The sequence below is a fragment of the Cupriavidus sp. GW822-FHT03E04 genome, from assembly GCF_058801495.1.
In genome coordinates this window covers 1-24,077 of sequence record NZ_JBXANI010000040.1, presented here as the reverse complement: position 1 = coordinate 24,077, position 24,077 = coordinate 1, and the positions used below count along the sequence as shown (strand labels likewise).

Here is a 24,077-nt window from a genome sequence, read left to right as displayed (position 1 = left end):
GCTATATAGAGCGACTACCCTAGCGTTATGGCTCAGCTACAATATCGGTCTTTGATAGGCCACGGCCTTCGCTCGCGCCGCGTATGGTGAACCCGGTGAACTCTGGGTTGGGTCCGCACCGGCGTGATGAGCAAGGCACAACAGGCCAAATCCATTCCCATCGAAGCCGATCCCGTTTTTCTGGAACCGAAATGACTCACGTTGTCACCGAATCCTGCATCCGTTGCCGCTATACCGACTGCGTTGACGTGTGTCCGGTCGATTGTTTCCGCGAAGGCCCCAACTTCCTCGCCATCGACCCGGATGAGTGTATCGATTGCGCGGTGTGCGTGGCGGAATGCCCGGTCAACGCGATCTACGCCGAGGAAGACGTGCCGGGCGACCAGCAACAGTTCATCGACCTGAACGCCGAACTGGCACGCAACTGGCCCTCCATCACCAAGACCAAGGCCCCGCTGGCCGAAGCCGAGGAATGGAAGGACACGGCCGAGAAGCTGCAGTACCTGCAACGCTGATACCTGCAACGCCAAAAGACAGGTCAGAAAGCCGTCCCCACCCACGCGCTTTCCCGTAATGCCGGGCACGCCTGTGCCCACAACGTATCAGGACGAATATGGACTTGAGCATCCCTAACCCCGTTGCCGACGCCACCAACCACGTTGCCGCCGGCAACGCTGGCGGCGGTCACCCGCTGGAAATCGACGCGCTGATCGTCGGTGCCGGTCCGGTCGGACTCTTCCAGGTCTTCGAACTGGGCCTGCTCGAAATCAAGGCGCACGTGATCGACTCCCTCAAGGTGGTTGGCGGCCAGTGCGTGGAGCTCTATCCGGACAAGCCCATCTACGACATCCCAGCCGTGCCCATCTGCACCGGCCAGGAACTGACGGACAACCTGCTCAAGCAGATCGAGCCGTTCGAGCCGACCTTCCACCTGGGCCAGGAAGTGGCCGTGGTGGAGCGCCGCGAAGATGGCCGCTTCTTCGTCGAAACCTCGCTCGGCACCCGCTTCATCACCAAGACCATCTTCATCGCCGCCGGCGTGGGTTCATTCCAGCCACGCACGGTCAAGGTGGACGGCATCGACAAGTTCGACGGCAAGCAGCTGTTCTACCGCGTCAAGGATCCGAGCCGCTTCCACGGCCGCAACCTGGTCGTGGTCGGTGGTGGCGACTCCGCGCTCGACTGGACGCTGGACCTGGTCGGCAAGGCCGAATCGGTGGTGATGATCCATCGCCGCGACGGCTTCCGCGCCGCGCCGGCATCGGTCGCCAAGATGAAGGACTTGTGCGAGCAGATGGAGATGCAGTTCCTGGTGGGCCAAATCAGCGGCTATGAGGAAAAGGACGGCCTGCTCACGGAGATCAAGGTGACGGGCGCCGACGGCGTGACCCGCCGCCTGCCGCTCGACGACCTGCTGGTGTTCTTCGGCCTGTCGCCCAAGCTGGGCCCGATCGCCGAATGGGGCCTGGACCTGGAGCGCAAGCAGATCAAGGTGGACACGGAGAAGTTCGAGACCAACATCCCGGGCATCTTCGCGGTGGGTGACATCAACACCTACCCCGGCAAGAAGAAGCTGATCCTCTCGGGCTTCCATGAAGCCGCGCTGGCTGCCTTCGGCGCCGCGCCCTACATCTTCCCCGAGAAGAAGATCCACATGCAGTACACGACCACCTCGCCAAAGCTGCACAAGATCCTCGGTGTCGATTCGCCGGTGTTCGACTGAACCTGGCGCGCCTGACTCAGCGCGTGGAAAAAAATCGCCCTTCGGGGCGGTTTTTTTATGGCAAAGACCTGAAAGACCTTCTATAATGCGGCCCTGCCTCGGAACATCGGGGCGGAACCAGAAGTTCCGCAGTACCGGCAGTAAGAAATTACAGCGCAGGTGTTGACGGATAAACGAGAAACTGGTTACAATCCTTTTCTCAGCTGTTCCCTGATAGCTCAGTTGGTAGAGCGACGGACTGTTAATCCGCAGGTCGCTGGTTCGAGCCCAGCTCGGGGAGCCAAAGAATGTGAAGGGCCCGCAAGAAATTGCGGGCCTTTTCCATTTGTACGTCTACCTTCTTCGATGCATCGTGCTTCGGCATCGTAACGCCGCGCCCGGCCGCGGAACCGCTGCGGGTCCAAGCCCCGCAGCCACATCCCGCCCGCCCAGCCCCCCTACTCGATCGCAATGCCGTTCTGCTTGACCAGCCGCGCCCAGCGCGTCAGCTCGGTTTGCAGGAATTGCCCGAAGGCCTGTGGACCGCTGCCGACCGGCACCACACCAAGATCCAGCAACCGGGCATGAACCTTGGGATCGCTGACCGCGGCCTGCACGGCCGACGCCAGCCGCTCCACCACCTGCGGCGGCGTGCCCTTGGGCACGAAGAAACCATTCCACTCCAGCACGTCGAAGCCCGCCAGCCCGCTTTCCACCAACGTCGGCACGTCGGGCAACGCCGGCATGCGCTTGGCGCAAGTCACGGCCAGCGCCCGCAGCTTGCCGGCCTTCACATAGGGCAAGCCCGACGCCGCGTTGGCGAAGTAGGCATCGACCTGTCCGCCCATCACGTCGGTCAGCGCCGGCGCGCCGCCTTTGTACGGCACATGCAGCAGGTCGACCTTGGCCTGGCTCTTGAGCAGTTCTCCAACCATGTGAGCGGGGCTGCCGGGACCGTACGACGCGTAGGTTGTCTTGCCGGGATGCTGACGTGCGTAGCCGAGGAACTCGCCAACCGTCTTGTAGGGGGCGTTGGGCGGCACCACCAGGATATTGGGCGCCGTGACCGCCAGCGAGACCGGCAGGAAATCCTTGGCCGCATCGAACGGCAGCTTGCGCAGCGCCGGATTGACAACGAAAGTGGACGCGTCGTACAGCACCACATAGCCATCGGCCGGCGCCTGCGCGACCGCCGCGGCGCCGATGGTGCCGCTGGCGCCCGGCTTGTTGTCGATCACCACCTGCTGCTTGAGCAGCACGCTCATCTGAGCGGTGATGACGCGCGCCGCGTTGTCCGCGCCGCCGCCCGCCGAATAAGGCACCACGACGCGAATCGGCTTGGAGGGATAGCTATCCACGGCCTGTGCCGCGACCAACGCCGGCAGGCCAAGGAGCGCGGTGGCGAGCCATGCGGCAAGTTGCCTGCGCCTGCCGGCATGCACGGCCGGGGACGATGAGGCAAAACCCGACGGGCAGGCAGACGAAAAAGATGGCCAGAAAGAACGCACAAGCGCTGACACGCCAGCCGGCAAACCCTGCTGCATAGATTATCTCCAAATTATTTTCGTGGCGCGGCAGGACGCCGCGCCGATGCGTGGACACTAGGCTGGCGCCTGCCTTGAAGGTTGCCCGAACAGGCCGCACTCGAGATCGCTCTCGAACTCCTCGATCCAGCCGGCCCCTTCGCTCGCATCATAGGCGCTCTGCGCGTCCATTGCGGGGCGCCGCACGCTGACCTGGCGTTGCGCCGGGTCGCCGTCATCGGGCTGGAAGCCTTCGTCGGAGATCTCGAAGTCCCCCGGCACAAAGCCGAGCCGCGTGCACAGGGCCACGACTTCTCGTTGTTCGTCCTCGGGGAATTGGGAAAACGGATGCTTGGCCATTGCACTCTCCCGTCAAGTCGAAGCGGCGCCGCGTGGCGCGCGGCGCCATTTCCCTGCCCGGCCATTCCATGCGCGCTAGCGCGTGTGCCGGCTGTTGATGACTGCCTCGGCCACGCTCGCCGGGGCTTCCGTGTAGTGCTTGAACTCCATGGTGTAGGTGGCGCGGCCCTGGGTCAGGGACCGCAGCGAGGTCGAGTAGCCGAACATGGTGGCCAGCGGCACTTCTGCGCGCACCGACTTGCCGCCTCCGCCCGCGATGTCCTCCATGCCGTGCACGATGCCCCGGCGCGATGACAGGTCGCCCATCACGTTGCCAGTGAATTCCTCGGGCGTTTCGACCTCCACTGCCATCATCGGCTCGAGCAGGATCGGCTTGGCGCGGCGCATGCCCTCCTTGAACGCCATCGAGCCGGCCATGCGGAAGGCATTCTCGTTGGAGTCGACATCGTGATAGGAGCCGAACACCAGCGTGGCCTTGACGTCCACCACCGGGTAGCCGGCCAGCACGCCCGACGCCAGCGTTTCGCGGATGCCCTTGTCCACGGCGGGAATGAACTCGCGCGGCACCACGCCGCCCTTGATGGCATCGACGAACTCATAGCCCTTGCCCGGCGCCTGCGGCGCCAGATCGAGCACCACGTGGCCGTACTGGCCGCGCCCACCGGACTGCTTGACGAACTTGCCTTCGATGTCCTTCACCCCCTGCTTGATGGTCTCGCGGTAAGCCACCTGCGGCTTGCCGACCGAGGCCTCCACACCAAACTCGCGGCGCATGCGATCGACCAGGATTTCCAGGTGAAGCTCGCCCATGCCAGAGATAATGGTCTGGCCCGACTCCTCGTCGGTATGCACGCGGAACGAAGGGTCTTCCTGCGCCAGGCGATTCAGCGCCAGGCCCATCTTCTCCTGGTCGGCCTTGGTCTTGGGCTCGACCGCCTGCGAGATCACCGGGTCCGGGAAGCTCATGCGTTCGAGGATGATCACATGATCGGGATCGCATAGCGTGTCACCGGTGGTGGCCTCTTTCAGCCCTACCGCCGCAGCAATGTCGCCAGCGCGCACTTCCTTGATTTCGCTGCGCACATTGGCGTGCATCTGCAGGATCCGCCCCAGCCGCTCCTTCTTTTCCTTGACCGGGTTGTAGACCGTGTCGCCGGAGTTCACCACGCCCGAGTAGACGCGGAAGAAGATCAACTGCCCGACGAAGGGGTCGGTCATGATCTTGAAGGCCAGCGCGGAGAACGGCTCGTCGTCATTGGGATGGCGCTCAGCCTCCTTGTCGTCCTCGGTATGGCCGAGAATCGCGGGCACGTCCGCCGGCGACGGCAGGTAGTCGATCACCGCATCGAGCAGCGTCTGCACGCCCTTGTTCTTGAACGCGCTGCCGCACAGCATCGGTACGATCTCGTTGGCAACGGTGCGCTTGCGCAGCGCGGCCCTGATCTCGTCCTCCGTCAGCAGCTCGCCGCCGAGGTACTTGTGCAGCAGCTCATCGCTGGCTTCCGCCGCGGCCTCGACCATCTTCTCGCGCCATTCCTTGGCCAGTTCCAGCAGTTCGGGCGGCACCTCGCGATATTCGAAGTGCAGCCCCTGGCTGGTGTCGTCCCAGACGGTCGCCTTCATCTTGACCAGGTCGATCACCCCCTGGAAGCCTTCCTCGGCGCCGATCGGTATCTGGACCGGCACCGGCGTGCCCTTGAGCCGCTCGGCAATCTGCGAGCGCACCCGGAAGAAGTCCGCGCCGACGCGGTCCATCTTGTTGACAAAGGCGATGCGCGGCACCTTGTATTTGTTGGCCTGGCGCCAGACCGTTTCCGACTGCGGCTGCACGCCGCCCACCGCGTCATAGACCATGCAGGCACCATCGAGCACGCGCATCGAGCGCTCCACCTCGATCGTGAAATCCACGTGCCCGGGGGTGTCGATGATATTGATGCGATGTTCAGGATAATTGCCGGCCATCCCCTTCCAGAACGCCGTGGTGGCGGCCGAGGTGATGGTGATGCCGCGCTCCTGCTCCTGCTCCATCCAATCCATGGTGGCTGCGCCGTCGTGGACTTCGCCGATCTTGTGGTTGACCCCGGTGTAGAAGAGGATGCGTTCGGTGGTGGTGGTCTTGCCAGCGTCGATGTGCGCGCTGATACCGATGTTCCGATAGCGCTCGATGGGGGTTTTGCGGCTCACGGTGATCTCCTGGTAGGCATCACTCAAAAGAGTAACACTTCTACAGGCGCCGCATCGTAAGGTACGCCACGCGCGGCTCGCCGGGCCGGCACGGCCAGTGCCGGCCTACCTCACCCTAGCTCGCGCGCCGGCGGAAAGTAACGCCAGCATCACGTCAACGCTAGTACCAGGCGAGCAAGCGCACCGCGACCAAGGGCCCCTTCATTGCGCGATCTGCCTCTCGCTGAAGCCAGGGTCGGCGTTAATCTGCGCGTCGGTAAATGGCAAGGCAATCCAGCGCTTGCCGGAAAAACGCTCGGTCTGGTCGGCTGCATGCGGCGACGCCGGGTCCGACGACTGCGAATAGGCAAGGAACGCTTCGGCATGCGGCCCCGCAACGCTGAACGACACCACTTGCAGGTAACTGGTGCCATGCACGACCTCGCGCTTGCCATCGGGCAGATCCCGGGTTTCCATCATGTTGTAGACACCCAGCGCATCGGCGCCACCATGGATCGGAACCCTGCGCGTGCCGCGCTGTGCGCCCTGCACCTCGCCCCAGGTGATATCGGGCCGCATGCCAGTGCTATCCACCGCATGCACCGCGTCGGCCAGCGCCCGCCGCAGCTGCCCCGCGACGGCGGCATCGCCCAGCTTCAGGCCGCGCGGCGTGCGGGCCGGGTCGCGCGCATCGAATGGCACGGCCCAGACCGAGGGCTGCGTGCTGATGGCTGCGAAGAATTTCTCGAAGTAGAGATAGCCGATGTTGCTGCCCAGCTCGGCCTTCCGGTCCCATTGCGCCAGGCGTTCGCAAGCGGCGCCCAGCCTGACCGGCACGCCATCGCGCGTCTGCGCTACCGGCGTGGTGCGGCACAGCGCGAGCACGTCGTCCATCACCTGCTCCGCGAAGTACACACGATTGCTGAGGGTCATGTCCTTGAGCTGCGCCTGCGTCATGCGGCGCCCCGGCAGGCCATCGCTGCCAGCGAGCCGGGCTTCCAGCTGCGCGATGCCAATGCGCGTACGCCCGCCTTGCGGATAGCCGGACTGGCTCACCAGTGGCGAGTACCCGGTGATCGGCGCGGCCGGCTGGGTCAGCCAGGCGCTGTCGTTCGCGTTCTGCACGTAGTCGTGGCGCTCGATGGCCGGCAGATGCGCGGCGTCAACGATGCCGCGTTGCGGGGTGTCTGGATAATCGCCCCAATGGCACAACTGCGTGCCGCGCAGCACAAACCTGCCTGCCGCCGTGCCTCGCCCGCATTGGGCAAGCTGAGCCTCGCTGACATTCGGCACCGGCGTTGCCGCCATGAACAATGCCGTGCCGCCGCTGTCCACCGCGATGGTGTTGTTCCACGGATTGCCCAGGACACGCTCGACCGACTCCCTGAGCTGTCGCAGCGAACGCGCACTGTTCATCGCATGCCACTGGGCCAGCATCCGATGATTCTCGATATTGGCATCGCGCAAGGCGTAGGCCTTGGCCGTGGTCCAGCCGTAACCTGGCACGATGTCCGGCAGCGCCAGCACCATGCCGAAATCGCTTAAGTAGAACGTGTGCGACTCTTGCACGATGGTGCCGTCGGCGCGCCGCACGTCGATCGTCACCAGCTGGCGCCGCATCGGCCGGTAGGCGCCGCCCACGCGGTAGCGCGTGGGATCGGCCGGATCGAGCTCCAGCTCGAACAAGGTTTCATGCGCGGAGGACGTCGTGGTGTGGGTCCAGGCAAACTCGCGCGTGAAGCCGATGCCAACCAGCGGGATGCCCGGCAGCGTGGCGCCCATCACATCCATGCGGCCCGGCAGCGTGAGATGCAGCTGCACCATGCGCGTAATGCCCTGCCAGGGAAAGTGGGGATTGCCCAGCAGCATGCCCTGGCCATTCTCGGTAGCATCGCGGCCCAGGGCCACGCCGTTGCTGCCGGTCCGATAGGCGCTCGCGCGCCCTGCCACCGCCGCTTGCGCGAGCGCGACCCGCGCACGGCGCGCCGGCTCGGGCGCTGCATCGGCGCGCGGCGGCTCGGCAGCCACCAACCATGGGGCGAAAGCCACCACGCCGTCCAGCGAGGTGTAGAAGCGCATCAGGCGCAACAGATCGCGCTCGGTGATATCCCGCACCCACGGCGCGTTGCGGCAGGCCTGAGGCAACGCCAGCCGGCCGGCATCCTTCAGGAAGCGGTTGTAGCCCGCCGCATAGCCCTTGAGCAACTGGCGCACTTCGGGCGGCTGCGCGCGCCACGCGTCGTCAAGCGCGCTGGCCTGGTTGAGCTGCGCGTAGAAGAAATCGGAGCCGCGGTTGTCGAAGAGCCGGTCCGGGTCAGCCATTGCGCTGCCGCCCAGGTAGCGCGCGCGCTCGCCCGCCACCGTCAGGAACTGGTCGGCCAGCACGCACACGCTATCCTCCGCCTGCGCATAGCCCACGCCGAAACCCAGGCCCGCTTCATCGTTGGCCATCACATGCGGCACACCGTAGCTCGTGCGGCGAATCTGCGCGCGGTAGCGCTCGCCCTGTGCCTGCCCGCCCTCGTCCCCGCCGCAGGCGGCCAGCACGGCACAGAGCCCGCCGGCCAGCACCATGCCTCGGCCGATGTCGACGCAAGCGGCCACGGCGGAGCGCATGCCCGTCATGACTTGAAATCCCAACTCATCTGCTCGAGGATGCCAACGCCGCGCGACGTGCGCATGCATTCGCTGACATAGTCCGTGATCGACAAGGGCTCGAAATCGATCTCCTCCCGGATGCGCCCGTTATCGAAGACATAGCCAAGCTCGGCAAAGCCCGAGTACAGCCGCAGTGCGCGCTCGATCAGGCGCCGGTTGCTGTTGCGCTCCTTGCGTGCCACGTCACTCGCCAGCGCAGGCAGCTCGCTGGCAGGGCACCTGCGATAAGCTGGCTCGCCATCGCTCGAGACCGCCTCGTCCATGGCGGCAATCACCTGCGCGATGGTGGGCGCGCGCGCGCCGGCCGAGAGATGGTAGGCATCGAAGGCTAGTTCGGGCTTCACCGCGAGCCGCAGCAGCGCCCGCGCGCAGTCGTCCACCGCGATCACGTCGATGCGGGTAAGCGGGCCCGCGGTATAGCGGCGCGACTGATGGATGATACGGAAGAGCCAGAAGATGCTGGCCGAGGGCTGCGTGCCCAGCACGGTATGCCCCACCACGATGGAGGGACGCGCCACCACGAGCGGCAGGTCGGGGAAGCTGTGGCGCAGCAGCACCTCCACCTCCTGCTTGCTGCGCGTGTAAGGCACCAGGTGGCCGAGATCACTGGTGCCGCCATGGCCGGCATCCCGCTCGGCAATCCTCGGCCCGCGCTGCGTGCCGCAAGCCATCGCGGTGCCGACATGAATGAAGCGCTGCAAGGCTGCGCTGCCCGCGAAGTGCGAGGCAAAGCGCAACGTATCTTGCACGTTGATGCGCGTGACCTGCGCATCGGCGGAGAACGAGGCCATCGCGGCGCAGTTGATCACATGGGTGACGCCAGCTAGGCGCGCCTGCGCAGCAGGCGAAAAATCGCTGTCCAGCGCGCCAAGCAATACGTTGTCCTCGGTGAGCCAGTCCACCCGGCTGCGCAACAGGCCGCACTGGATGGCGTTCTCGCGCAGGCGAGCCAGTGCATCTGCGGCATCCACGCCGCGCACCAGGCAGAGCAAGCGCCGGGCCAGGCCGGCGTTGATGGCGGCCACCATCACATTGCCGCCGATAAAGCCGGTGGCGCCGGTCAGCAGCAGGGAGTCGACGCCGGGCAGGCGTGTGTCGCAGGCACGCGCACGGGCGGCGAGATCCTGCGCGGGCAGGCTGGCGTGCCAATCCCACATCATGGCGTTCTCCTCAGAACGTATAGTTGATCGAGCTCATGCCGAAGTACGACTGCTTGCTCTGCACGATCGGGCTTTTCGCTGCATCCCCCAGCAGGCGTGTCGCAGCAACCAGGGTGCGCACCGACCATTCCTTGGAGAGGGTGTAGTTCCACGCGAGCGACAGCGTCGCGGCATCGAATCCGGCCTTTGGGGCGTACGCGCTGAAGGCACTGTTGGCGGCCTGCGCATCGGTCACGCCGAACAGGGTCTGCATGTAGCGGCCCGAGCCGTAATGCACGCTCGAACCGAGCGTCACCATGTGCGCGCCCGACTGGATCACCGGCACGACCAGGTCAATGTGCCCGCTCAGCCCGCGTTCGCGATGCGTCAGCGGCGCGTCCAGCGTCACGCTCAATGTGGTGTCGCCGTACACGCGCGCGCCAAGCTGAAACGCGCCCATCAGCGAGCCGCGAATATCGCCCATGCCCTTCAGGTGATCGGAGCCAGGCAGGTCCGCGCGGTTCTTGTCGGTACGGCCCAGCGCGTAGCCGAGCGAGGCGGTGGCAAACATGCCGTTGCCGAACTTGTAGGTATAGCCAGCGCCTTGCAGCATATCGATGAAGGCACCGTTGCCGAAGTCGGCGCGCAGTATTGGTGCGCCGACAGCCCGGTAGTCGCGGCTTCCCGCATAGCGCGGTGCGGCGCCGGCGGCCAGGCCAACGGAATAGGTTCTTTCCGCATGCGCTGCCGGGCACAGGCTCGCCAGCGCGGCCACGAGAAGCACGCCTTTGCACGCTGCCGGCAACCTTGCCACACCCCCCTGATTTCTTGTTTGCTCTTGCACAGATGCTCCGCCTTGATGTCGAAGCACGCAGATTAGGGATGGCGCGCCGGGCTGTCTGTCCTGAAATCGCGCGAAATCTTGTTCAATTGTGCAAATTTGTCTTGAAGCGTCTCCGGCACCCAAACCAAGTCGTTCGCCGGATAGAATCGGCACTTTTCTGCCCCGGGGAGCCCTGTCATGAGCGATACCATGGCCAAGTACAAGGTATTACTGGTCGAGGACGATGATCGCCTCGCGCAGCTTGTCAGCGAATATCTGGGCAACTACGAATTCGTGGTGGAGGTGGTGCGGCGCGGCGATATCGCGGTGGCCGCCGTCCAGGCCCTGCGGCCGGCACTGGTCATCCTCGACCTGATGCTGCCGCATATGGATGGCATGGAGGTGTGCCGCGGCATTCGCGCTTTCTCGCGTGTGCCCGTGCTGATCCTGACCGCGCGCGTCGATACGTATGACCAGGTGGCGGGGCTGGAGATCGGCGCCGACGACTATGTGGTCAAGCCCATCGAGCCGAGGCTGCTGGTGGCGCGCGCCCGCGCCCTGCTACGGCGAGCCGCCGCAGAGCGGGTTGCCGAGACCGCCACGCCGGCGCAACGGGACCATGAACTGGTATTCGGCGCGCTGGTGATCTCGCCGCCGAACCGGCAGGTGACATGGCGCGGACAGGAGGTGGACCTGAAAACCACCGAGTTCAACCTGCTGCTGATCCTGGCGCGCGCCGCCGGCACCGTGCTGAGCCGCGACGACATCCTCAAGGCATTGCGCGGCATCGAGTTCGATGGCATCGACCGCACCGTCGACTCCGGCATCTCGCGGCTGCGCCGCCGCTTCGAGGATGCCTCGCCCGAGCCGCACAAGATCAAGACCATCTGGGGCCGCGGCTACCTGTTCAGCCCGTCGGCATGGGAGGAATGAATGGTCCGCTCGCTACTCAAGCTCTATCTGCTGGTGATCCTGGCCGCGGCCGGGGCAGTGACCGTCATCAACAACACGTTTATCCCGCTGTTCCATGAGCATTTCACCGAGACCGAACGGGAAAGCCGCAAGGGTTATGCCTTTACGCTCTCCCAATTCCTCGGGCCGCAACGGGGCCCCGAGCGCGAAGCCGCGCTTGCCATCCTGCAAAAGCACTCGCGCGAGATGTTTGACCTGGTCGACGCCGCCAGCCTGACGCATCTCGATGCGCAGCAGCGCAGCGACCTAGCCGCCGGCAAGCTGGTGCTGAGCCAGGACGCCCAGAACTACTACCTGCCGCTGCGCGATGGCCAGATCCTGCACGCGTACAGCGTGGAAGATGACCACACCAACATCTCGGTGCTGGCCTACGGCTTGATCGCCCTTGCCACCTTGCTGTCGATCATCGCCTGGGTGTGGTACCACTGGCGCGACCTGGACAAGCTGCAGCAGGCGGCAAGGGATTTCGGCAACGGCAAGCTGTCGACACGGGCCAACCTGCCCCGGCGCTCCAACATCTCCGCACTCGCCAGGCAATTCAATGAGATGGCCGAACAGATCGAAGCCTCGATCGTGCACCAGCGCGAAATGATGCACGGCATCTCGCACGAGCTGAAGACGCCCATCGCGCGGCTGGAGTTCGGCATCGCGCTGCTGCAGTCGGCCGGCACCGGCGAAGCGGAGCAGGCACGCCAGGTGCTGCGGCTGGAAGACCTGCGCCGCGACGTGCGCGAGCTCGACGAGCTGGTCACCGAGCTGCTGACGCTAGGCCAGCTTGAGCAAGGCGCGGCGCCGATGATGCTGATGCGCGTGTCGGTGAGCGAGCTGATCGATAGTGTCGCGGCCAGCGTGGCCAACGAGGTGGCTGATAACAAACTCACGCTGTCGGCCTATGCCAGCGGCCCTGCGCCCCACCATGTCTGCGATCCGCGGCTGGTGGCGCGGGCGCTGCTCAACCTCTGCCGCAACGCCACCCGCTACGCGCGCAGCGCCATCCACTTGCACGCCGAGACCGACGCGGCAGGCGCCTTGACCCTGACTGTGGAGGACGATGGCCCCGGCATTGCGCCGGAAGAGCGCGCCCGCATTTTCGAGCCCTTCCACAGGCCCGATTCCAGCCGCAACCGTCATACCGGGGGGTTCGGCCTGGGGCTGGCCATTGTGCGGCGCATCGCGCTGCTGCATGGCGGCCAAGTCAGGCTGGACAGCAGCAGCGAGGGCGGCGCGCGCTTTGTGATCAGCTTGCCAGCCATGGACGAGCCCGCCACGCCCGCCACGCCCGGCAAGCCGGCGAGTTGAGGAGCCGCCCCCCATGAAATGGTCGACGATTGTTACCGTACTGCTCGCGTGGATGGGCGCCTGCGCCGCCGCCGGCTGGCTGGCGATGGCGTTTTCCGGCCTGACGGCGCAGTCGTAACGCGGTAGTGACGGAATCTGCCCGCGCAACAAAACAAAAAGCCTGCCGGGACTCCGGGCAGGCTTTTTAGTAGAATACGGTCTGGTTGCGGGGGCAGGACTTGAACCTGCGACCTTCGGGTTATGAGCCCGACGAGCTGCCAACTGCTCCACCCCGCGTCAGAGGGGCGTACTATACGCCACCCTGACGGATTTGCATAGCTTTTCCGGCACGCTTTCTTGACAGCGTTTACGTAAACGTGTAAAAGCAAGTGGGCGCATTCTTTGCGCTCAAAAAAGGATTTTTCCATGGAAACTGGTACCGTCAAGTTCTTCAACGCCCAGAAGGGTTTTGGCTTCATCACCCCGGACGCTGGTGGCAAGGACTTGTTCGTCCACATCTCTCAGGTTCGCGGGGGTGCTCCGCTGCAAGATAACCAGCGAGTGCAATACCAGTCGCAACAGGGCAAGAAGGGTCCTGAAGCGGCCAATGTTTCCCCCGTTTGAACCCGCCGCTTTGCGGCAAAGCTAAAGGACAGAATTGACTAAGATCGTCTTGAAACCAGGTGAGCCCGTTGAAGTTGCAATGCGGCGTTTCCGTCGGGCCATCCTCCAGACCGGCCTGATCGTTGAACTCAAGAGCCGTACCGCTTACGAGAAGCCCACGACCGAGCGCAAGCGCAAGAAGAAAGCCGCGGAATCGCGCCTTCGCAAACGCCTGCGCATGCAGATGTTGCCGAAGAAGATGTACTGATTCGGCACAGCAAGCGGCGAGCGCGCTTCGACGCGTTTCTGCCGCAGGCCGCATAAATCCGCCAGTCATTGCCTGGCGGATTTTTCTTGTTTTAGCGGCGCCGTCGGATGTCCGGCCCTTCGTGGCCTGACAACCGCCGACCGGCCCTGATACCGCCCTGCCCATCGCTCCAATCGGATCGAGCGCGGCCGGCGCTATGCTTGCGTTCGCCCTTTGCGTGCGACATGGCCAGCACTTTTACTCCCCTCTTCGCTTTTTAATGGTTCCAGACGCACGTATGTGCTACTGCCGCGTTGCCTCGCGTTAATGCTACGGCACTTGCCGCTGCGACTGGCAACAAACAGGCCGCACTATGCATGGCGGCCCGCTTGGTCGGCAACGCCCCCCGCGTCAGCTGCGCGCCGCAATCAGCGCGCCCGCACCAATCAACGTGATGCCGCCCGCGCGCTGTACATTGGCCTGGGCGCGCTGGGTAGTGAGGCGCTTGGCCAGCGCACGCGCCAGCAGCGCGTAGACAGCCGCGTTGGCGGTCGCCATCACCACGAAGGTGGGAATCAGCACCACGGCCTGCGGCCAGAAGGCCAGGCGCGCGTCAAGGAACTGCGGCACGAAGGCCACGAAGAACACGATGCTCTTGGGATTCAGCGCGGTGACCAGCCATGCCTTGGCAAAGCGCTGGCGGCTGCTCCCGGACTGTGCCGTGACCGCCATGGCGCCGGCACGCGAGGCGCCGCGCAAGGCCTGGATGCCCAGGTAGACAAGATAAGCCGCACCGGCCCACTTCAATGCCGTGAACAAGGCCGCCGAGGTGGCCAGCACTGCGCCGAGGCCGGCCATCGACAGCGTGAACGCGGTCAGGTCGCCCGCAGCAACGCCAGCCACGGTGGCATAGGCGGAGCGGCCACGATGGGCAAGCGCATCGCCAATCACCAGCAGGATGGTCGGGCCGGGAATGATCAGTACGACGATGCTTGTCAACACAAAGGCCAGCCAGTGCTCGAAGGACATTGCAACTCCAGGTTTCGTTGATTGGGCACCCTGCGGGTGACGCATCAGTATAAGCAACGTGGCTTGCCGGTGACAGTGGCGCCGGCCCTGCCACGTCTCAGCCAGCCGGCATCGGAAAAACCAGGCAGGTGGTAGTGGCGTAAGCGTAGAGCTTGCCCTGCGTGTCGACGATGCGGCCCTCGGCAATCCCGATCTGCGTGGTCAGGCTGATGACCTTGCCCTCCGCGCGAATCGGACCGGTCTTGGCGGTCAGCGGGCGCACGTAGTTCACCTTCAGCTCCAGGGTGGTGTAGCCCTTGCCGGCCGGCAGCATGGTATGGACAGCGCAACCCACGCAGGAATCGAGCAAGGTCGCGGCATAGCCACCGTGCACGCTGCCGATCGGGTTGTAATGCTGGGGGCCAGGTGTGCCCTGGAAGACGAAGCGTCCCGCTTCGAACTCCACCGGGAAGAAGTCCATCAGTTGCGCAATCGGCGCACCCGGCAGCTTGCCGGCCAGCATGTCCTCGAAGAACTGCAGCCCGGCACGTTCGCTCAACTGCGCGAGCGTTGCCACACCCGGTCCTCCCAGCCTGGCGCGCGCCAGTCGTTCCGCCTCCTGCCACTGTGCCAGGGTGTCTTGCGCACTCATCTGCTTTGTCTCCATGATCCGCTCTGATCTGTTTTTGTGTCCCGTGCACGCAGCCACTTTTTCCGGCAGGCGCGCCCCGGCGCGAACCAGCAAGATAACCGCATCCACGAATTCTTGCTGCAGCGCGCCACAGAGCATCCGCGCAGCTGCCTGCATAATGATGGATATTGCGCCCGCGGCGCGCCCAACTCCCGCTCCTGCCTTGACTGCCATTCTTGAACTACGCAATGTAAGCAAGCAATACGGCGACACCGTCGTGGTCGACGATCTCAGCCTGAGCGTGCAGCGCGGCCAGTGCTTCGGCCTGCTGGGCCCGAACGGCGCCGGCAAGACCACCACGCTGCGCTTGCTGCTGGGACTGACCACGCCGGCGTCCGGCACGCTCACGCTGTGCGGCGAGCCGATTCCACAACGTGCGCCGCAGGCCCGCATGCGGGTGGGCGTGGTGCCGCAGTTCGATAACCTCGATCCCGATTTCACCGTGGTGGAGAACCTGCGCATCTTTGGCCGTTACTTCGGCCTGGAGCGCGCCGTGATCGAGGCGCGCGTGCCGGCGCTGCTGGAATTCGCGCGGCTGGAGAGCCGTGCCAAGGCGCAGGTAAGAGACCTGTCGGGCGGCATGCGCCGGCGGCTGACGGTGGCGCGCGCCTTGATCAACGACCCCGACCTGCTGGTGATGGACGAGCCCACCACGGGGCTGGACCCGCAGGCGCGCCACCTGATCTGGGAGCGCCTGAAGTCGCTGTTGGCCAACGGCAAGACCATCCTGCTGACCACGCACTTCATGGAAGAAGCCGAGCGCCTGTGCAACTACCTGTGCGTGATCGACAGCGGCCGCAAGATTGCCGAAGGCAAGCCGCATGAACTGATCGACAGCCAGATCGGCTGCGACGTGGTGGAAGTGTATGGCGACAACCTGGCGCCCCTGCGCGGCGAGCTGCACCCGCTTGCGACGCGCACAGAGATGAGCGGTGAGACGCTGTTTTGCTACGTCAAGGAGCCCGCGCCATTGCTGGCGGCGCTGCACGGCCGCAGTGGCGTGCGTTACCTGCACCGCCCCGCCAACCTGGAAGACGTCTTCCTCAAGCTGACCGGCCGCGAGATGCGGGACTGAGGCCAGACTGACAACGGAATGAACATGAGCGAACAAGACCCCCGCCCCGCCGTCGCGCCGGCCGCCGCCACCGCGGCGCGCCCTGGCGCCGCGCCGCGGCAGCATTACCCGCAGCCGCTGCTGCCGATGAACATGCGCAACTGGACCATGGTCTGGTACCGCAACTTCATGGTGTGGAAAAAGCTGGCGATTCCCTCGATGATCGGCAACCTGGCCGATCCGATGATTTACCTGTTCGGGCTTGGCCTCGGGCTCGGCCTGCTGGTGGGACAGGTCAACGGCGTGTCCTACATCGCCTTTCTCGCGGCTGGCACCACGGCGTCCAGCGTGATGATGTCGGCGAGCTTCGAGTCGATGTATTCCGCCTTCTCGCGCATGCATGTACAGCGCACCTGGGAGGCCATCATGCATGCGCCGCTGACGCTCGGCGACGTGGTGCTGGGCGAGATCATGTGGGCCGCGAGCAAGGCGGTGCTGTCGGGCATGGCCATCATGCTGGTGGCCGGCGTGCTGGGTTATGCGCAGTTGCCGGGCGCGCTGCTGGCGCTGCCCGTGATCGTGCTGGCGGGCATCGCGTTTGCCAGCCTGGCCATGATCGTCACGGCGCTGGCGCCCAGCTACGACTTCTTCATGTTCTACCAGACGCTGGTGATGACGCCGATGCTGCTGCTCTCCGGCGTGTTCTTCCCGCTGGAGCAATTGCCCGCGGGCGCGCAGGCCGCCACGCAGGTGCTGCCGCTGGCGCATGCCGTGGCGTTGATCCGCCCCATCATGCTGGGGCGCCCGGTCGACAACCTGGCGCTGCACCTGATCGTGCTCGGTGCCTACGCAGCCGTGGCGCTGGTCGTGGCGCTGATGCTGCTGCGCCGGCGCTTGCTGCGCTGAGGTTGCGGTAGAGGGAAGGGACTGCCGCGAGCGCCCGCGCCGGACATTGCCCCTGGCGCGGGACGTCTCCTTGGCGCTCAACGTGGGCGGCGGGGCTGGATCCGGTGGTGGCGCTGGCGGGCGAATAGCGGTAGCGAGCGGCCCGGGGGAGAGTATGATGCCGGGCACGGCGCAAGGTGTCCGGTGTACCTGGAAACCTGAGGCCGGCCGCCCACATCACCTCCACCGTCCCGCAAGCGCGAGCAGTGTCCATGCCATTTCCAATGTACGTCCGCGTCGCGCCAGCGAAGAAAGAGCCGCAGGAGAGCCGCGTCATGCGCGCTGCTGCAACGTTGGCCGCTTTGAGCCTGTGCGGCGCAATGGCCGCTTGCAGCGTGGTTGGCGCCACTGTGGCAGTGGGCAGTGCTGCGGTCTCTACCGTGGCCACGGTTGGCTCCGCGGCAGTGAGCGTGGGATCGACCGTGGTCGAGACGACCTACGACGTGACCAAGGCCGGGGTCAAGGCCGTGGCCGGCAGCGGCGACGACGCCGTGCCGGCGCACTGAGTGCGCGGGCGCCTTGGCGCCCTGACGCTTCAGCCCTGCAGGCCGCGCAGCAAGTCCGCCTTCAGGTCTGCTACCGATTCGAGGCCGACAGCCAGGCGGATCAGCCCTTCGCCGATGCCCGCGGCCGCCTTGGCTTGCGGGCTGACGCGTCCATGCGTGGTCGTGTAGGGATGGGTCACGGTGGTGCGCGTATCGCCCAGGTTGCCGGTGATCGAGCACACGCGCGTGTTGTCGATCACGCGCCAGGCATTGGCGCGCTGCTGCTCCGGGGTATCCCCCTTGAGTTCGAACGACACGATGGCGCCGCCGCCGCTTTGCTGGCGCTGGGCCACCTCGTACTGCGGGTGGGACTTCAGCGCCGGGTGATATACGCGCGCGACCGCCGGATGCGACTCCAGGAACTCGGCCAGTGCCAGCGCGCTCTGGCTGTGGCGCTCCATGCGGATCGCCAGCGTTTCCATGCCCTTGAGCAGCACCCAGGCGTTGAATGCCGACAGCGTCGGCCCGGCCGTGCGCACGAAGGGGAACACCTTGCCCATGATGAAATCGTGCGAGCCCAGCACCGCGCCGCCCAGCACGCGGCCCTGCCCGTCGATATGCTTGGTGGCCGAGTGGACCACGATATCGGCGCCGAATTTCATCGGCTGCTGCAACGCCGGCGAACAGAAGCAGTTATCCACCACCAGCAGCGCGCCAGCGTTGTGGGCAATGTCCGCCACCGCGGCGATGTCGGCCACTTCGGTGAGGGGGTTGGACGGCGTTTCCAGGAAGAACAGCTTGGTGTTCGGCTTGACCGCCGCGCGCCAGGCCGCCAGGTCGGTGCCATCGACAAAGGTGGTTTCCACGCCGAATTTGGCGAAGATGTTGGAGAACAGCGTCATGGTGGAGCCGAAGATGGCGCGCGAGCTGACCAGGTGATCGCCCGCTTGCATCGCAGACATCACGATCGACATGATCGCGCTCATCCCGGATGCGGTTGCCATGCACGCCTCGGCGCCTTCCAGCGCCGCCAGGCGGCTCTGGAACATCGCTACCGTGGGGTTGGTGAAGCGCGAGTAGGTGAAGCCCGACTCCGAATTGGCGAAGCGCTCCGCGGCCTCGGCAGCGCTGTTGAAGCAGAAGCTGGAGGTCAGGTACATCGCCTCCGAGTGCTCCATGAACTCGCTGCGCATGGTGCCGGCACGCACGCCAAGCGTATCGATGCCAAGGGAGTCGAGGGGAAGCGGTTCGTTCATGATGGGGAGGCGGTGGTACCCGCGCGGTTATCCGTGTAAGTGGTGGTAGCCTGGCTGCCCCGGCTGCGCGCCGGCGGCAGCAATAAAAAAGCCCGTGCGATCTTTGGCCGGGGGCCGAATCGACGGGCTGCTTGTGTTCGTTGGGATAGGCCCCGCGCTGCGGCGGGAATCCGGCTTGCCAATGTGCCTGTGGTGCGCACAACCGGGAAGCCGGCGTTCCGCTTTAGCTGTTTCGGGCATTTCCCTGTGACGGGCAATTTCCTGTTCCGCGAGCAATGATCAACACCAACGATCAACCTATCGCTCCGGCAGTACCCGCGTCCGCAAGCTGACAATCAAATCGACGCCCGGCAATGTTACGGCCGGGCCTCGCTTCTCGTCAACTCCACGCCGGTCATCACGGCGATTGCGGGCGTGCGCCGTCTTACTCGTTGCCGCCGGAGCGTTGCAAGTGCAGTTGCGAGCGCTCGCTATCGCCAAGGCCACCGGTGCCATCGCGATCGGCCTGGCTGCGCGCGGTTTCCAGGCGCTCCAGGTAGGCTTCGTCGATATCACCTGTGACGTAACGGCCATCGAAACACGAGGCATCGAAGTCGTTCAGCTTGGGGTTGATGTCACGCACGGCCTGCTTCATGGCTTCGACGTCCTGGTAAACCAGCTTGTCGGCGCCGATGATGCGGGCGATTTCTTCATCCGTGCGGCCATAGGCAACCAGCTCGCTGCGGGTGGGCATATCAATGCCGTACACGTTGGGGAACTTCACCGGCGGCGCGGCCGAGGCAAAGATCACCTTGTTGGCGCCGGCTTCGCGCGCCATCTGCACGATCTCGAAAGACGTGGTGCCGCGCACGATGGAATCGTCCACGATCAGCACGTTCTTGCCCTTGAACTCCACGCCCATGGCGTTGAGCTTCTGGCGCACCGACTTCTTGCGCACCGCCTGGCCGGGCATGATGAAGGTGCGGCCGATATAACGGTTCTTGAAGAAGCCCTCGCGGTAGTTCACGCCCAGCTTGTTGGCCACCTGCATCGCGGCCGGACGGCTGGAGTCGGGAATCGGCATCACCACGTCGATGTCACCCGCGGAGACTTCGCGGCGGATCTTCTCGGCCAGGTAGTCGCCCATGCGCAGGCGCGCGTCGTAGACGGGCACGCCATCGATGCACGAATCCGGGCGGGCCAGGTAGACGTACTCGAAGATGCACGGCGTAAGCACGGGATTATCCGCGCACTGCTGGGTGTAGAGCTTGCCGTCGAGGTCGATGAAGATAGCCTCGCCAGGCTCCACATCGCGCTCGAGCTTGTAGCCGATGCCTTCGAGCGCCACCGACTCCGACGCCACCATCCACTCCTTGCCGGTCGGCGTTTCCACGCTGCCCAGGCACAACGGACGGATGCCAAACGGATCGCGCACGGCCAGCATGCCGTAGCCAGCGATCTGCGCGGCGATGGCGTACGAGCCACGCACGCGGCGGTGCATGCCGGCCACGGCCTTGAAGATCGTGGGCGGATCCAGCGCCAGGCCGCTGCTGGCACGCTGCAGCTCGTCGGCCAGCACGTTGAGCAGCACTTCGGTGTCGGAGTGCGTGTTGATGTGGCGGCGGTCGCGGCTGAACAGCTCCTCGTGCAACTGTTTCCAGTTGGTCAGGTTGCCGTTGTGGGCCAGGATCACGCCGTAGGGCGCATTGACGTAGAACGGTTGGGCTTCTTCCTCGCTCGAGGCCGAACCGGCGGTGGGGTAACGCACCTGGCCGATGCCGGCGGCACCCGGCAGGCCGCGCATATTGCGCGTGCGAAACACGTCGCGCACCAGGCCGTTGGCCTTGTGCATGTGGAAGGTGCTGCCGTTTGCGGTAGCGATGCCGGCTGCATCCTGTCCGCGGTGTTGCAACAGCAGCAGGCTGTCGTAAATCAATTGGTTAACGGGCGTGGATGAAACCACACCGACGATACCGCACATGCCAAGCTCCCAGGAAAGGCGTTTGAATCAGGGGGCGGCCCCGCCCTTCAGGGAGGAGCCCGCGTACTACCAGCCGGGCGGGTCTGCCCGGCCTCATGTCATGTCTTGACGTATTTGGCGACTTCGGGAGGCAGCCAGGGCCGCAGCGACTCCATCGCCTGCATCACGTAGGGCCGGGACAGCGCATCGCGCCAGAATGCTTCCTCAGGCAGCTTGGTGAACCCAGCCACGGTCACCACGAACATCACCACCAGCGCGCCGCGCAGCAGCCCGAACACCAGCCCGAGGCCACGGTCGGCGGGCTTGAGCCCGGTGCTCTCCAGCAACTGGCCCAGCACCGTGCCGGCCAGTGCCGCGGCGATCACGGTACCGATGAAGACCACCGCGAAGCCCAGCGCGCTGCGCGCCAGCTGCCCACCGGGCACCGATTCGGGGATCCAGCCTGCCGCGGTGCCGGCGAAGTGGTAGGCCACCAGGAACGCCACCACCCAGCCGATCAGCGATAGCACTTCCCGCACCAGCCCGCGCAGCACGCCGATCAGGCCCGAGGCGATAAGGATGAAAACAACGCTGTAATCGAAAAAAGTCGGCTGCATGCGTAATACGGTGTCCCGGTGCGGCGGCTGGGTAATGAGGATAGTGGGGCTCATGGGGCAACCAGCCCGCGCCGGGCTTTACTGTTCGATCACCTTGGCGGTCAGGCCCGCGGCGCGCACCCGCTTCTCGGCGGCGTCAGCCGCGTCGCGATCCGAAAAAGGACCGGCACGCAGCAGCACACGCTCGCCGTCGGCCAACACCTTCTTCTCGATATAGGCGGGCACCTTGCCTGCCTTGAGCTTGCTCAGCCAGAGCTTGGCCTTCTCCTCCGAGGAGAACGCGCCGATCAGCACCAGGAACTTGCCGCTGCCCGGCTTGGCTGCGGGGGTGGCCGGCTTGTCGGCGATTTTCTCGGCAGGCGCTGCCGCGGTCGCTGCGACGGTAGCCGCAGCGGCCGGCTTGGCCGCTGCCGAATCGGCAACCAGTTCCTCGCCGGCATCGAGCGCCTGGCTATCGAGCTTGGATTGCGGCGCGGGCGGCAACGGATCCGCCTTGCGGGCATCAGGCTTCACCTTGCCCGCGGCGCCCCCCGGGCCACCATCGATCTTGACCGCGATATTGTCGACGACCGGCCTTGGCTGGGTCTCGAAGACGATCGGCAGCACGATGACGGCAGCCGCCATCAGCACCACCGCGCCGATCAGGCGCCGGCGCGCCCGCTGCTTTTGCGGAAACTCGGGGTCGAGCGTGTCGTCCGCGTACTCCTCGGCCAGGCGCCGCGACGACGCGATGCCTGCCCCCGGGTCCGAACGCGAGCGGCGCCCACGCTCCGGTGCCGGGGCGTTGCCCTTGCGGGAAGAAAACAGCGAAAGCAGGCCCATAGATTGGTTCGGTGCGACGGCCGTAAAACCGGCCGTTGAAATTGTCGCTCAGATTGCGCGGCGATTTGCCCCGGTGTTAGCCCCGGAAAACTGCCCGGCGGCCGCGCGACTCAATTTGCCCGGGTGGCGCGATATGCCATCACGCCCGCCACGGTGTAGAACGATCCGAAGACCAGAATTCTATCATCCTCGGTCGCTCTGCCGAGGGCATCCCGGTAAGCCGCCTCCGGGCTGGCAAAGCAGGCTGCCGTGGCATCTGGCCCCGGATGGAAACCGCCCTCTTCCAGCTTCTCCAGCAGGTCCGCCGCGCTGGCCGCGCGCGCCGTCGGCAGGTCGGCCAGGCACCAGTGGTCGACCCTGTCCGCCAGATGCCGCAGCACGCCGGCGATGTCCTTGTCCTCCATCGCGCCGAACACCGCGTAGGTGTAGCGGAAGAAGCCCATGTTGTCGAGGTTCTGGCCAAGCGTGGCAGCCGCATGCGGGTTATGCGCCACATCCAGGATCACCGTCGGGCGCCCCGGCATGACCTGGAAGCGCCCCGGCAACTCCACGAAGGCCAAGCCGTTGCGCACTTCCTGTGCACTCACCGGCAGCCGCGGGCGCATCGCCTGCAGCGCCGCCAGCGCAGCCGAAGCGTTGAGCAACTGGTTGGCGCCGCGCAACGCGGGATAGCCCAGCCCGTTGAGCTTGCGCTCGCGGCTGCTCCAGTCCCACTGCTGACGCTCCTGGCCCTTGGAGGCCTGCTGATGGAAGTCCCGGCCCACCAGCCAGAGATCCGCGCCGATCGCCACGGCATGGTCGATCACCGACTGCGGCGGCACCGGATCCGCCACGATGGCCGGCACGCCCGGACGGAAGATCCCCGCCTTCTCGTAGCCGATCTTCTCGCGCGTATCGCCCAGGTAATTTGTGTGGTCGATATCCACGCTGGTCACGATGGCGCAATCGGTATCGATCACGTTCACCGCATCCAGCCGGCCGCCCAGCCCCACCTCCAGGATCATGGCATCCAAACCCGCCGCGGCGAACGCATGGATGATGGCCAGCGTGGTGAACTCGAAATACGTCAGGCTCACCGGATCCGCAAAGCTCGTGCGCGCCCGCTCCACCGCCTCGAAATGCGGCAACAGCTGCGCGTCGGTGGCGAACTCGCCATTGATGCGCGCACGCTCGTTGAACGCCATCAGGTGCGGCGACGTATGGCAACCCACCTTGTAGCCCGCCTCAAGCAGGATGCGCTCCAGCATGGCGCAGGTGGACCCCTTGCCGTTGGTGCCGCCGACGGTGAACACCACCGCATCGATGCGCAGCCCCAGGGCCTCCTTGACGCGGGTGATGCGCGCCAGGCCCATGTCGATGCCGACCGGGTGGGCGGATTCGAGATGGGTTAGCCATTCGGGGAGGGAGGGGAAGATAGGCATGGTGGGGAGACGGCGTTAATCGGGGGAGTGGCTTATTGGAGCCGGTTTTGGGGTAAGTGGTTCTTTTGCGGGCGGATTGGCTGAGTTTGGATTTGCGTAGGGGTGATGTTGGGGCGTGTTGGGGTAAGTCAAAGGTCTAACGTCAAAGGCAACTTCAACGGCTTAACGTCAAGGGCAACTACAAAAGCAACTGCAGTTTCACCTCCCCTTCGGGGAGGCGACCTACTTTTTTGTCTTGCCAAAAAAGTAGGCAAAAAAGGCGCGCCGGATGGGGCGACAACCCCTCGGGATTTCACGAAAAGAGCGGCCGGGACCCAAACTCGCATCGCCTTAAGGCGATACTCAGACATGGGTCCCTCTTCTCCGCTCTT

The 24,077-nt window shown here is 65.2% G+C and carries 22 protein-coding genes and 2 tRNA genes; 10 read left to right on the top strand and 14 right to left on the bottom strand.

Annotated elements, in window-relative coordinates; genetic code table 11:
- Positions 1-191: 191 nt before the first annotated feature.
- From fdxA to AC1RQC_RS36925, 3 genes are all read left to right on the top strand, one after another.
- On the top strand, positions 192-515 hold the full coding sequence (fdxA, locus tag AC1RQC_RS36935; RefSeq protein ID WP_043347955.1) for a ferredoxin FdxA: 324 nt from the start codon (positions 192-194) through the stop codon (positions 513-515).
- A 98-nt stretch (positions 516-613) separates the two neighbouring features.
- Positions 614-1,723, top strand: a complete 1,110-nt coding sequence (locus AC1RQC_RS36930) for an NAD(P)/FAD-dependent oxidoreductase (protein WP_150983139.1) — start codon at positions 614-616, stop codon at positions 1,721-1,723.
- A 207-nt stretch (positions 1,724-1,930) separates the two neighbouring features.
- Positions 1,931-2,006: transfer RNA gene (locus tag AC1RQC_RS36925), tRNA-Asn, on the top strand.
- Positions 2,007-2,160: 154 nt separating this feature from the next.
- Here the strand turns inward: AC1RQC_RS36925 and AC1RQC_RS36920 are convergent.
- The 6 genes from AC1RQC_RS36920 to AC1RQC_RS36895 form a co-directional block, all read right to left on the bottom strand.
- Entirely contained in the window at positions 2,161-3,087 is a 927-nt protein-coding gene (locus AC1RQC_RS36920) for a tripartite tricarboxylate transporter substrate binding protein (protein ID WP_492387193.1), read from the bottom strand.
- 216 nt (positions 3,088-3,303) lie between these two features.
- Positions 3,304-3,585 (bottom strand): hypothetical protein, encoded by a 282-nt coding sequence (locus AC1RQC_RS36915; protein WP_492376256.1) that lies wholly within the window; start codon positions 3,583-3,585, stop codon positions 3,304-3,306.
- A gap of 75 nt (positions 3,586-3,660) precedes the next feature.
- Positions 3,661-5,769 (bottom strand): elongation factor G, encoded by a 2,109-nt coding sequence (gene fusA / locus AC1RQC_RS36910; protein ID WP_416049202.1) that lies wholly within the window; start codon positions 5,767-5,769, stop codon positions 3,661-3,663.
- Between the two features lie 201 nt (positions 5,770-5,970).
- Entirely contained in the window at positions 5,971-8,388 is a 2,418-nt protein-coding gene (locus AC1RQC_RS36905) for a penicillin acylase family protein (protein ID WP_492886394.1), read from the bottom strand.
- On the bottom strand, positions 8,370-9,566 hold the full coding sequence (locus tag AC1RQC_RS36900) for an SDR family oxidoreductase (protein ID WP_492376258.1): 1,197 nt from the start codon (positions 9,564-9,566) through the stop codon (positions 8,370-8,372). Before AC1RQC_RS36900 ends, AC1RQC_RS36905 begins: the two co-directional genes overlap by 19 nt.
- Before the next feature lie 10 nt (positions 9,567-9,576).
- Positions 9,577-10,329: a MipA/OmpV family protein gene (locus AC1RQC_RS36895; RefSeq protein ID WP_492886392.1), complete on the bottom strand. Its 753-nt coding sequence runs from the start codon at positions 10,327-10,329 to the stop codon at positions 9,577-9,579.
- A gap of 237 nt (positions 10,330-10,566) precedes the next feature.
- Between AC1RQC_RS36895 and AC1RQC_RS36890 the strand changes: the two genes are divergently transcribed.
- Positions 10,567-11,301, top strand: coding sequence for a response regulator (locus AC1RQC_RS36890; protein WP_150983133.1), 735 nt, complete (start codon positions 10,567-10,569; stop codon positions 11,299-11,301).
- Positions 11,302-12,639, top strand: a complete 1,338-nt coding sequence (locus AC1RQC_RS36885; protein ID WP_492886390.1) for an ATP-binding protein — start codon at positions 11,302-11,304, stop codon at positions 12,637-12,639. It begins immediately after the preceding gene.
- A 200-nt stretch (positions 12,640-12,839) separates the two neighbouring features.
- Here AC1RQC_RS36885 and AC1RQC_RS36880 read toward each other — a convergent pair.
- Positions 12,840-12,915 (bottom strand) — tRNA-Met (locus AC1RQC_RS36880).
- 129 nt (positions 12,916-13,044) lie between these two features.
- Between AC1RQC_RS36880 and AC1RQC_RS36875 the strand changes: the two genes are divergently transcribed.
- Together AC1RQC_RS36875 and rpsU are read left to right on the top strand one after the other, a co-directional pair.
- Positions 13,045-13,242: a cold-shock protein gene (locus AC1RQC_RS36875; protein ID WP_006158572.1), complete on the top strand. Its 198-nt coding sequence runs from the start codon at positions 13,045-13,047 to the stop codon at positions 13,240-13,242.
- 34 nt (positions 13,243-13,276) lie between these two features.
- Positions 13,277-13,489 (top strand): 30S ribosomal protein S21, encoded by a 213-nt coding sequence (rpsU, locus tag AC1RQC_RS36870; protein WP_006158571.1) that lies wholly within the window; start codon positions 13,277-13,279, stop codon positions 13,487-13,489.
- 390 nt (positions 13,490-13,879) lie between these two features.
- Here the strand turns inward: rpsU and AC1RQC_RS36865 are convergent, their stop codons facing one another.
- Positions 13,880-14,497, bottom strand: a complete 618-nt coding sequence (locus AC1RQC_RS36865) for a LysE family translocator (protein WP_174425066.1) — start codon at positions 14,495-14,497, stop codon at positions 13,880-13,882.
- 97 nt (positions 14,498-14,594) lie between these two features.
- Positions 14,595-15,128 (bottom strand): PaaI family thioesterase, encoded by a 534-nt coding sequence (locus AC1RQC_RS36860; RefSeq protein WP_174425065.1) that lies wholly within the window; start codon positions 15,126-15,128, stop codon positions 14,595-14,597.
- Positions 15,129-15,330: 202 nt separating this feature from the next.
- Between AC1RQC_RS36860 and nodI the strand changes: the two genes are divergently transcribed.
- The 3 genes from nodI to AC1RQC_RS36845 all read left to right on the top strand — a co-directional run bounded on the left by nodI (position 15,331) and on the right by AC1RQC_RS36845 (position 17,672).
- A complete protein-coding gene (gene nodI, locus AC1RQC_RS36855) occupies positions 15,331-16,242 on the top strand; it encodes a nodulation factor ABC transporter ATP-binding protein NodI (protein ID WP_492376261.1) in 912 nt (303 codons plus the stop codon).
- 24 nt (positions 16,243-16,266) lie between these two features.
- Positions 16,267-17,127 carry an ABC transporter permease gene (locus AC1RQC_RS36850; RefSeq protein WP_492376262.1) on the top strand — a complete coding sequence of 287 codons (861 nt, stop codon included), beginning with the start codon at positions 16,267-16,269 and terminating at the stop codon, positions 17,125-17,127.
- A 314-nt stretch (positions 17,128-17,441) separates the two neighbouring features.
- On the top strand, positions 17,442-17,672 hold the full coding sequence (locus tag AC1RQC_RS36845) for a hypothetical protein (RefSeq protein ID WP_174425061.1): 231 nt from the start codon (positions 17,442-17,444) through the stop codon (positions 17,670-17,672).
- A 29-nt stretch (positions 17,673-17,701) separates the two neighbouring features.
- Here the strand turns inward: AC1RQC_RS36845 and AC1RQC_RS36840 are convergent, their stop codons facing one another.
- From AC1RQC_RS36840 to folC, 5 genes are all read right to left on the bottom strand, one after another.
- Positions 17,702-18,907: an O-succinylhomoserine sulfhydrylase gene (locus AC1RQC_RS36840; protein WP_492813790.1), complete on the bottom strand. Its 1,206-nt coding sequence runs from the start codon at positions 18,905-18,907 to the stop codon at positions 17,702-17,704.
- Between the two features lie 424 nt (positions 18,908-19,331).
- On the bottom strand, positions 19,332-20,867 hold the full coding sequence (purF, locus tag AC1RQC_RS36835; protein ID WP_492376264.1) for an amidophosphoribosyltransferase: 1,536 nt from the start codon (positions 20,865-20,867) through the stop codon (positions 19,332-19,334).
- A 98-nt stretch (positions 20,868-20,965) separates the two neighbouring features.
- Positions 20,966-21,463 carry a CvpA family protein gene (locus tag AC1RQC_RS36830; protein WP_183034345.1) on the bottom strand — a complete coding sequence of 166 codons (498 nt, stop codon included), beginning with the start codon at positions 21,461-21,463 and terminating at the stop codon, positions 20,966-20,968.
- Positions 21,464-21,541: 78 nt separating this feature from the next.
- Positions 21,542-22,285 (bottom strand): SPOR domain-containing protein, encoded by a 744-nt coding sequence (locus tag AC1RQC_RS36825; RefSeq protein WP_150983122.1) that lies wholly within the window; start codon positions 22,283-22,285, stop codon positions 21,542-21,544.
- Positions 22,286-22,395: 110 nt separating this feature from the next.
- On the bottom strand, positions 22,396-23,706 hold the full coding sequence (gene folC, locus AC1RQC_RS36820; RefSeq protein ID WP_492376265.1) for a bifunctional tetrahydrofolate synthase/dihydrofolate synthase: 1,311 nt from the start codon (positions 23,704-23,706) through the stop codon (positions 22,396-22,398).
- Between the last annotated feature and the right edge of the window lie 371 nt (positions 23,707-24,077).

Excerpts from the sequence above, each read along its gene's own strand:
- fdxA (WP_043347955.1), top strand. The coding sequence starts at position 192 with ATGACTCACGTTGTCACCGAATCCTGCATCCGTTGCCGCTATACCGAC.
- AC1RQC_RS36930 (WP_150983139.1), top strand. The coding sequence starts at position 614 with ATGGACTTGAGCATCCCTAACCCCGTTGCCGACGCCACCAACCACGTT.
- AC1RQC_RS36915 (WP_492376256.1), bottom strand. The coding sequence starts at position 3,585 with ATGGCCAAGCATCCGTTTTCCCAATTCCCCGAGGACGAACAACGAGAA.
- AC1RQC_RS36900 (WP_492376258.1), bottom strand. The coding sequence starts at position 9,566 with ATGATGTGGGATTGGCACGCCAGCCTGCCCGCGCAGGATCTCGCCGCC.
- AC1RQC_RS36890 (WP_150983133.1), top strand. The coding sequence starts at position 10,567 with ATGAGCGATACCATGGCCAAGTACAAGGTATTACTGGTCGAGGACGAT.
- AC1RQC_RS36885 (WP_492886390.1), top strand. The coding sequence starts at position 11,302 with ATGGTCCGCTCGCTACTCAAGCTCTATCTGCTGGTGATCCTGGCCGCG.
- AC1RQC_RS36875 (WP_006158572.1), top strand. The coding sequence starts at position 13,045 with ATGGAAACTGGTACCGTCAAGTTCTTCAACGCCCAGAAGGGTTTTGGC.
- AC1RQC_RS36865 (WP_174425066.1), bottom strand. The coding sequence starts at position 14,497 with ATGTCCTTCGAGCACTGGCTGGCCTTTGTGTTGACAAGCATCGTCGTA.
- AC1RQC_RS36860 (WP_174425065.1), bottom strand. The coding sequence starts at position 15,128 with ATGAGTGCGCAAGACACCCTGGCACAGTGGCAGGAGGCGGAACGACTG.
- AC1RQC_RS36850 (WP_492376262.1), top strand. The coding sequence starts at position 16,267 with ATGAGCGAACAAGACCCCCGCCCCGCCGTCGCGCCGGCCGCCGCCACC.
- AC1RQC_RS36845 (WP_174425061.1), top strand. The coding sequence starts at position 17,442 with ATGCGCGCTGCTGCAACGTTGGCCGCTTTGAGCCTGTGCGGCGCAATG.
- AC1RQC_RS36840 (WP_492813790.1), bottom strand. The coding sequence starts at position 18,907 with ATGAACGAACCGCTTCCCCTCGACTCCCTTGGCATCGATACGCTTGGC.
- purF (WP_492376264.1), bottom strand. The coding sequence starts at position 20,867 with ATGTGCGGTATCGTCGGTGTGGTTTCATCCACGCCCGTTAACCAATTG.
- AC1RQC_RS36830 (WP_183034345.1), bottom strand. The coding sequence starts at position 21,463 with ATGCAGCCGACTTTTTTCGATTACAGCGTTGTTTTCATCCTTATCGCC.
- AC1RQC_RS36825 (WP_150983122.1), bottom strand. The coding sequence starts at position 22,285 with ATGGGCCTGCTTTCGCTGTTTTCTTCCCGCAAGGGCAACGCCCCGGCA.
- folC (WP_492376265.1), bottom strand. The coding sequence starts at position 23,706 with ATGCCTATCTTCCCCTCCCTCCCCGAATGGCTAACCCATCTCGAATCC.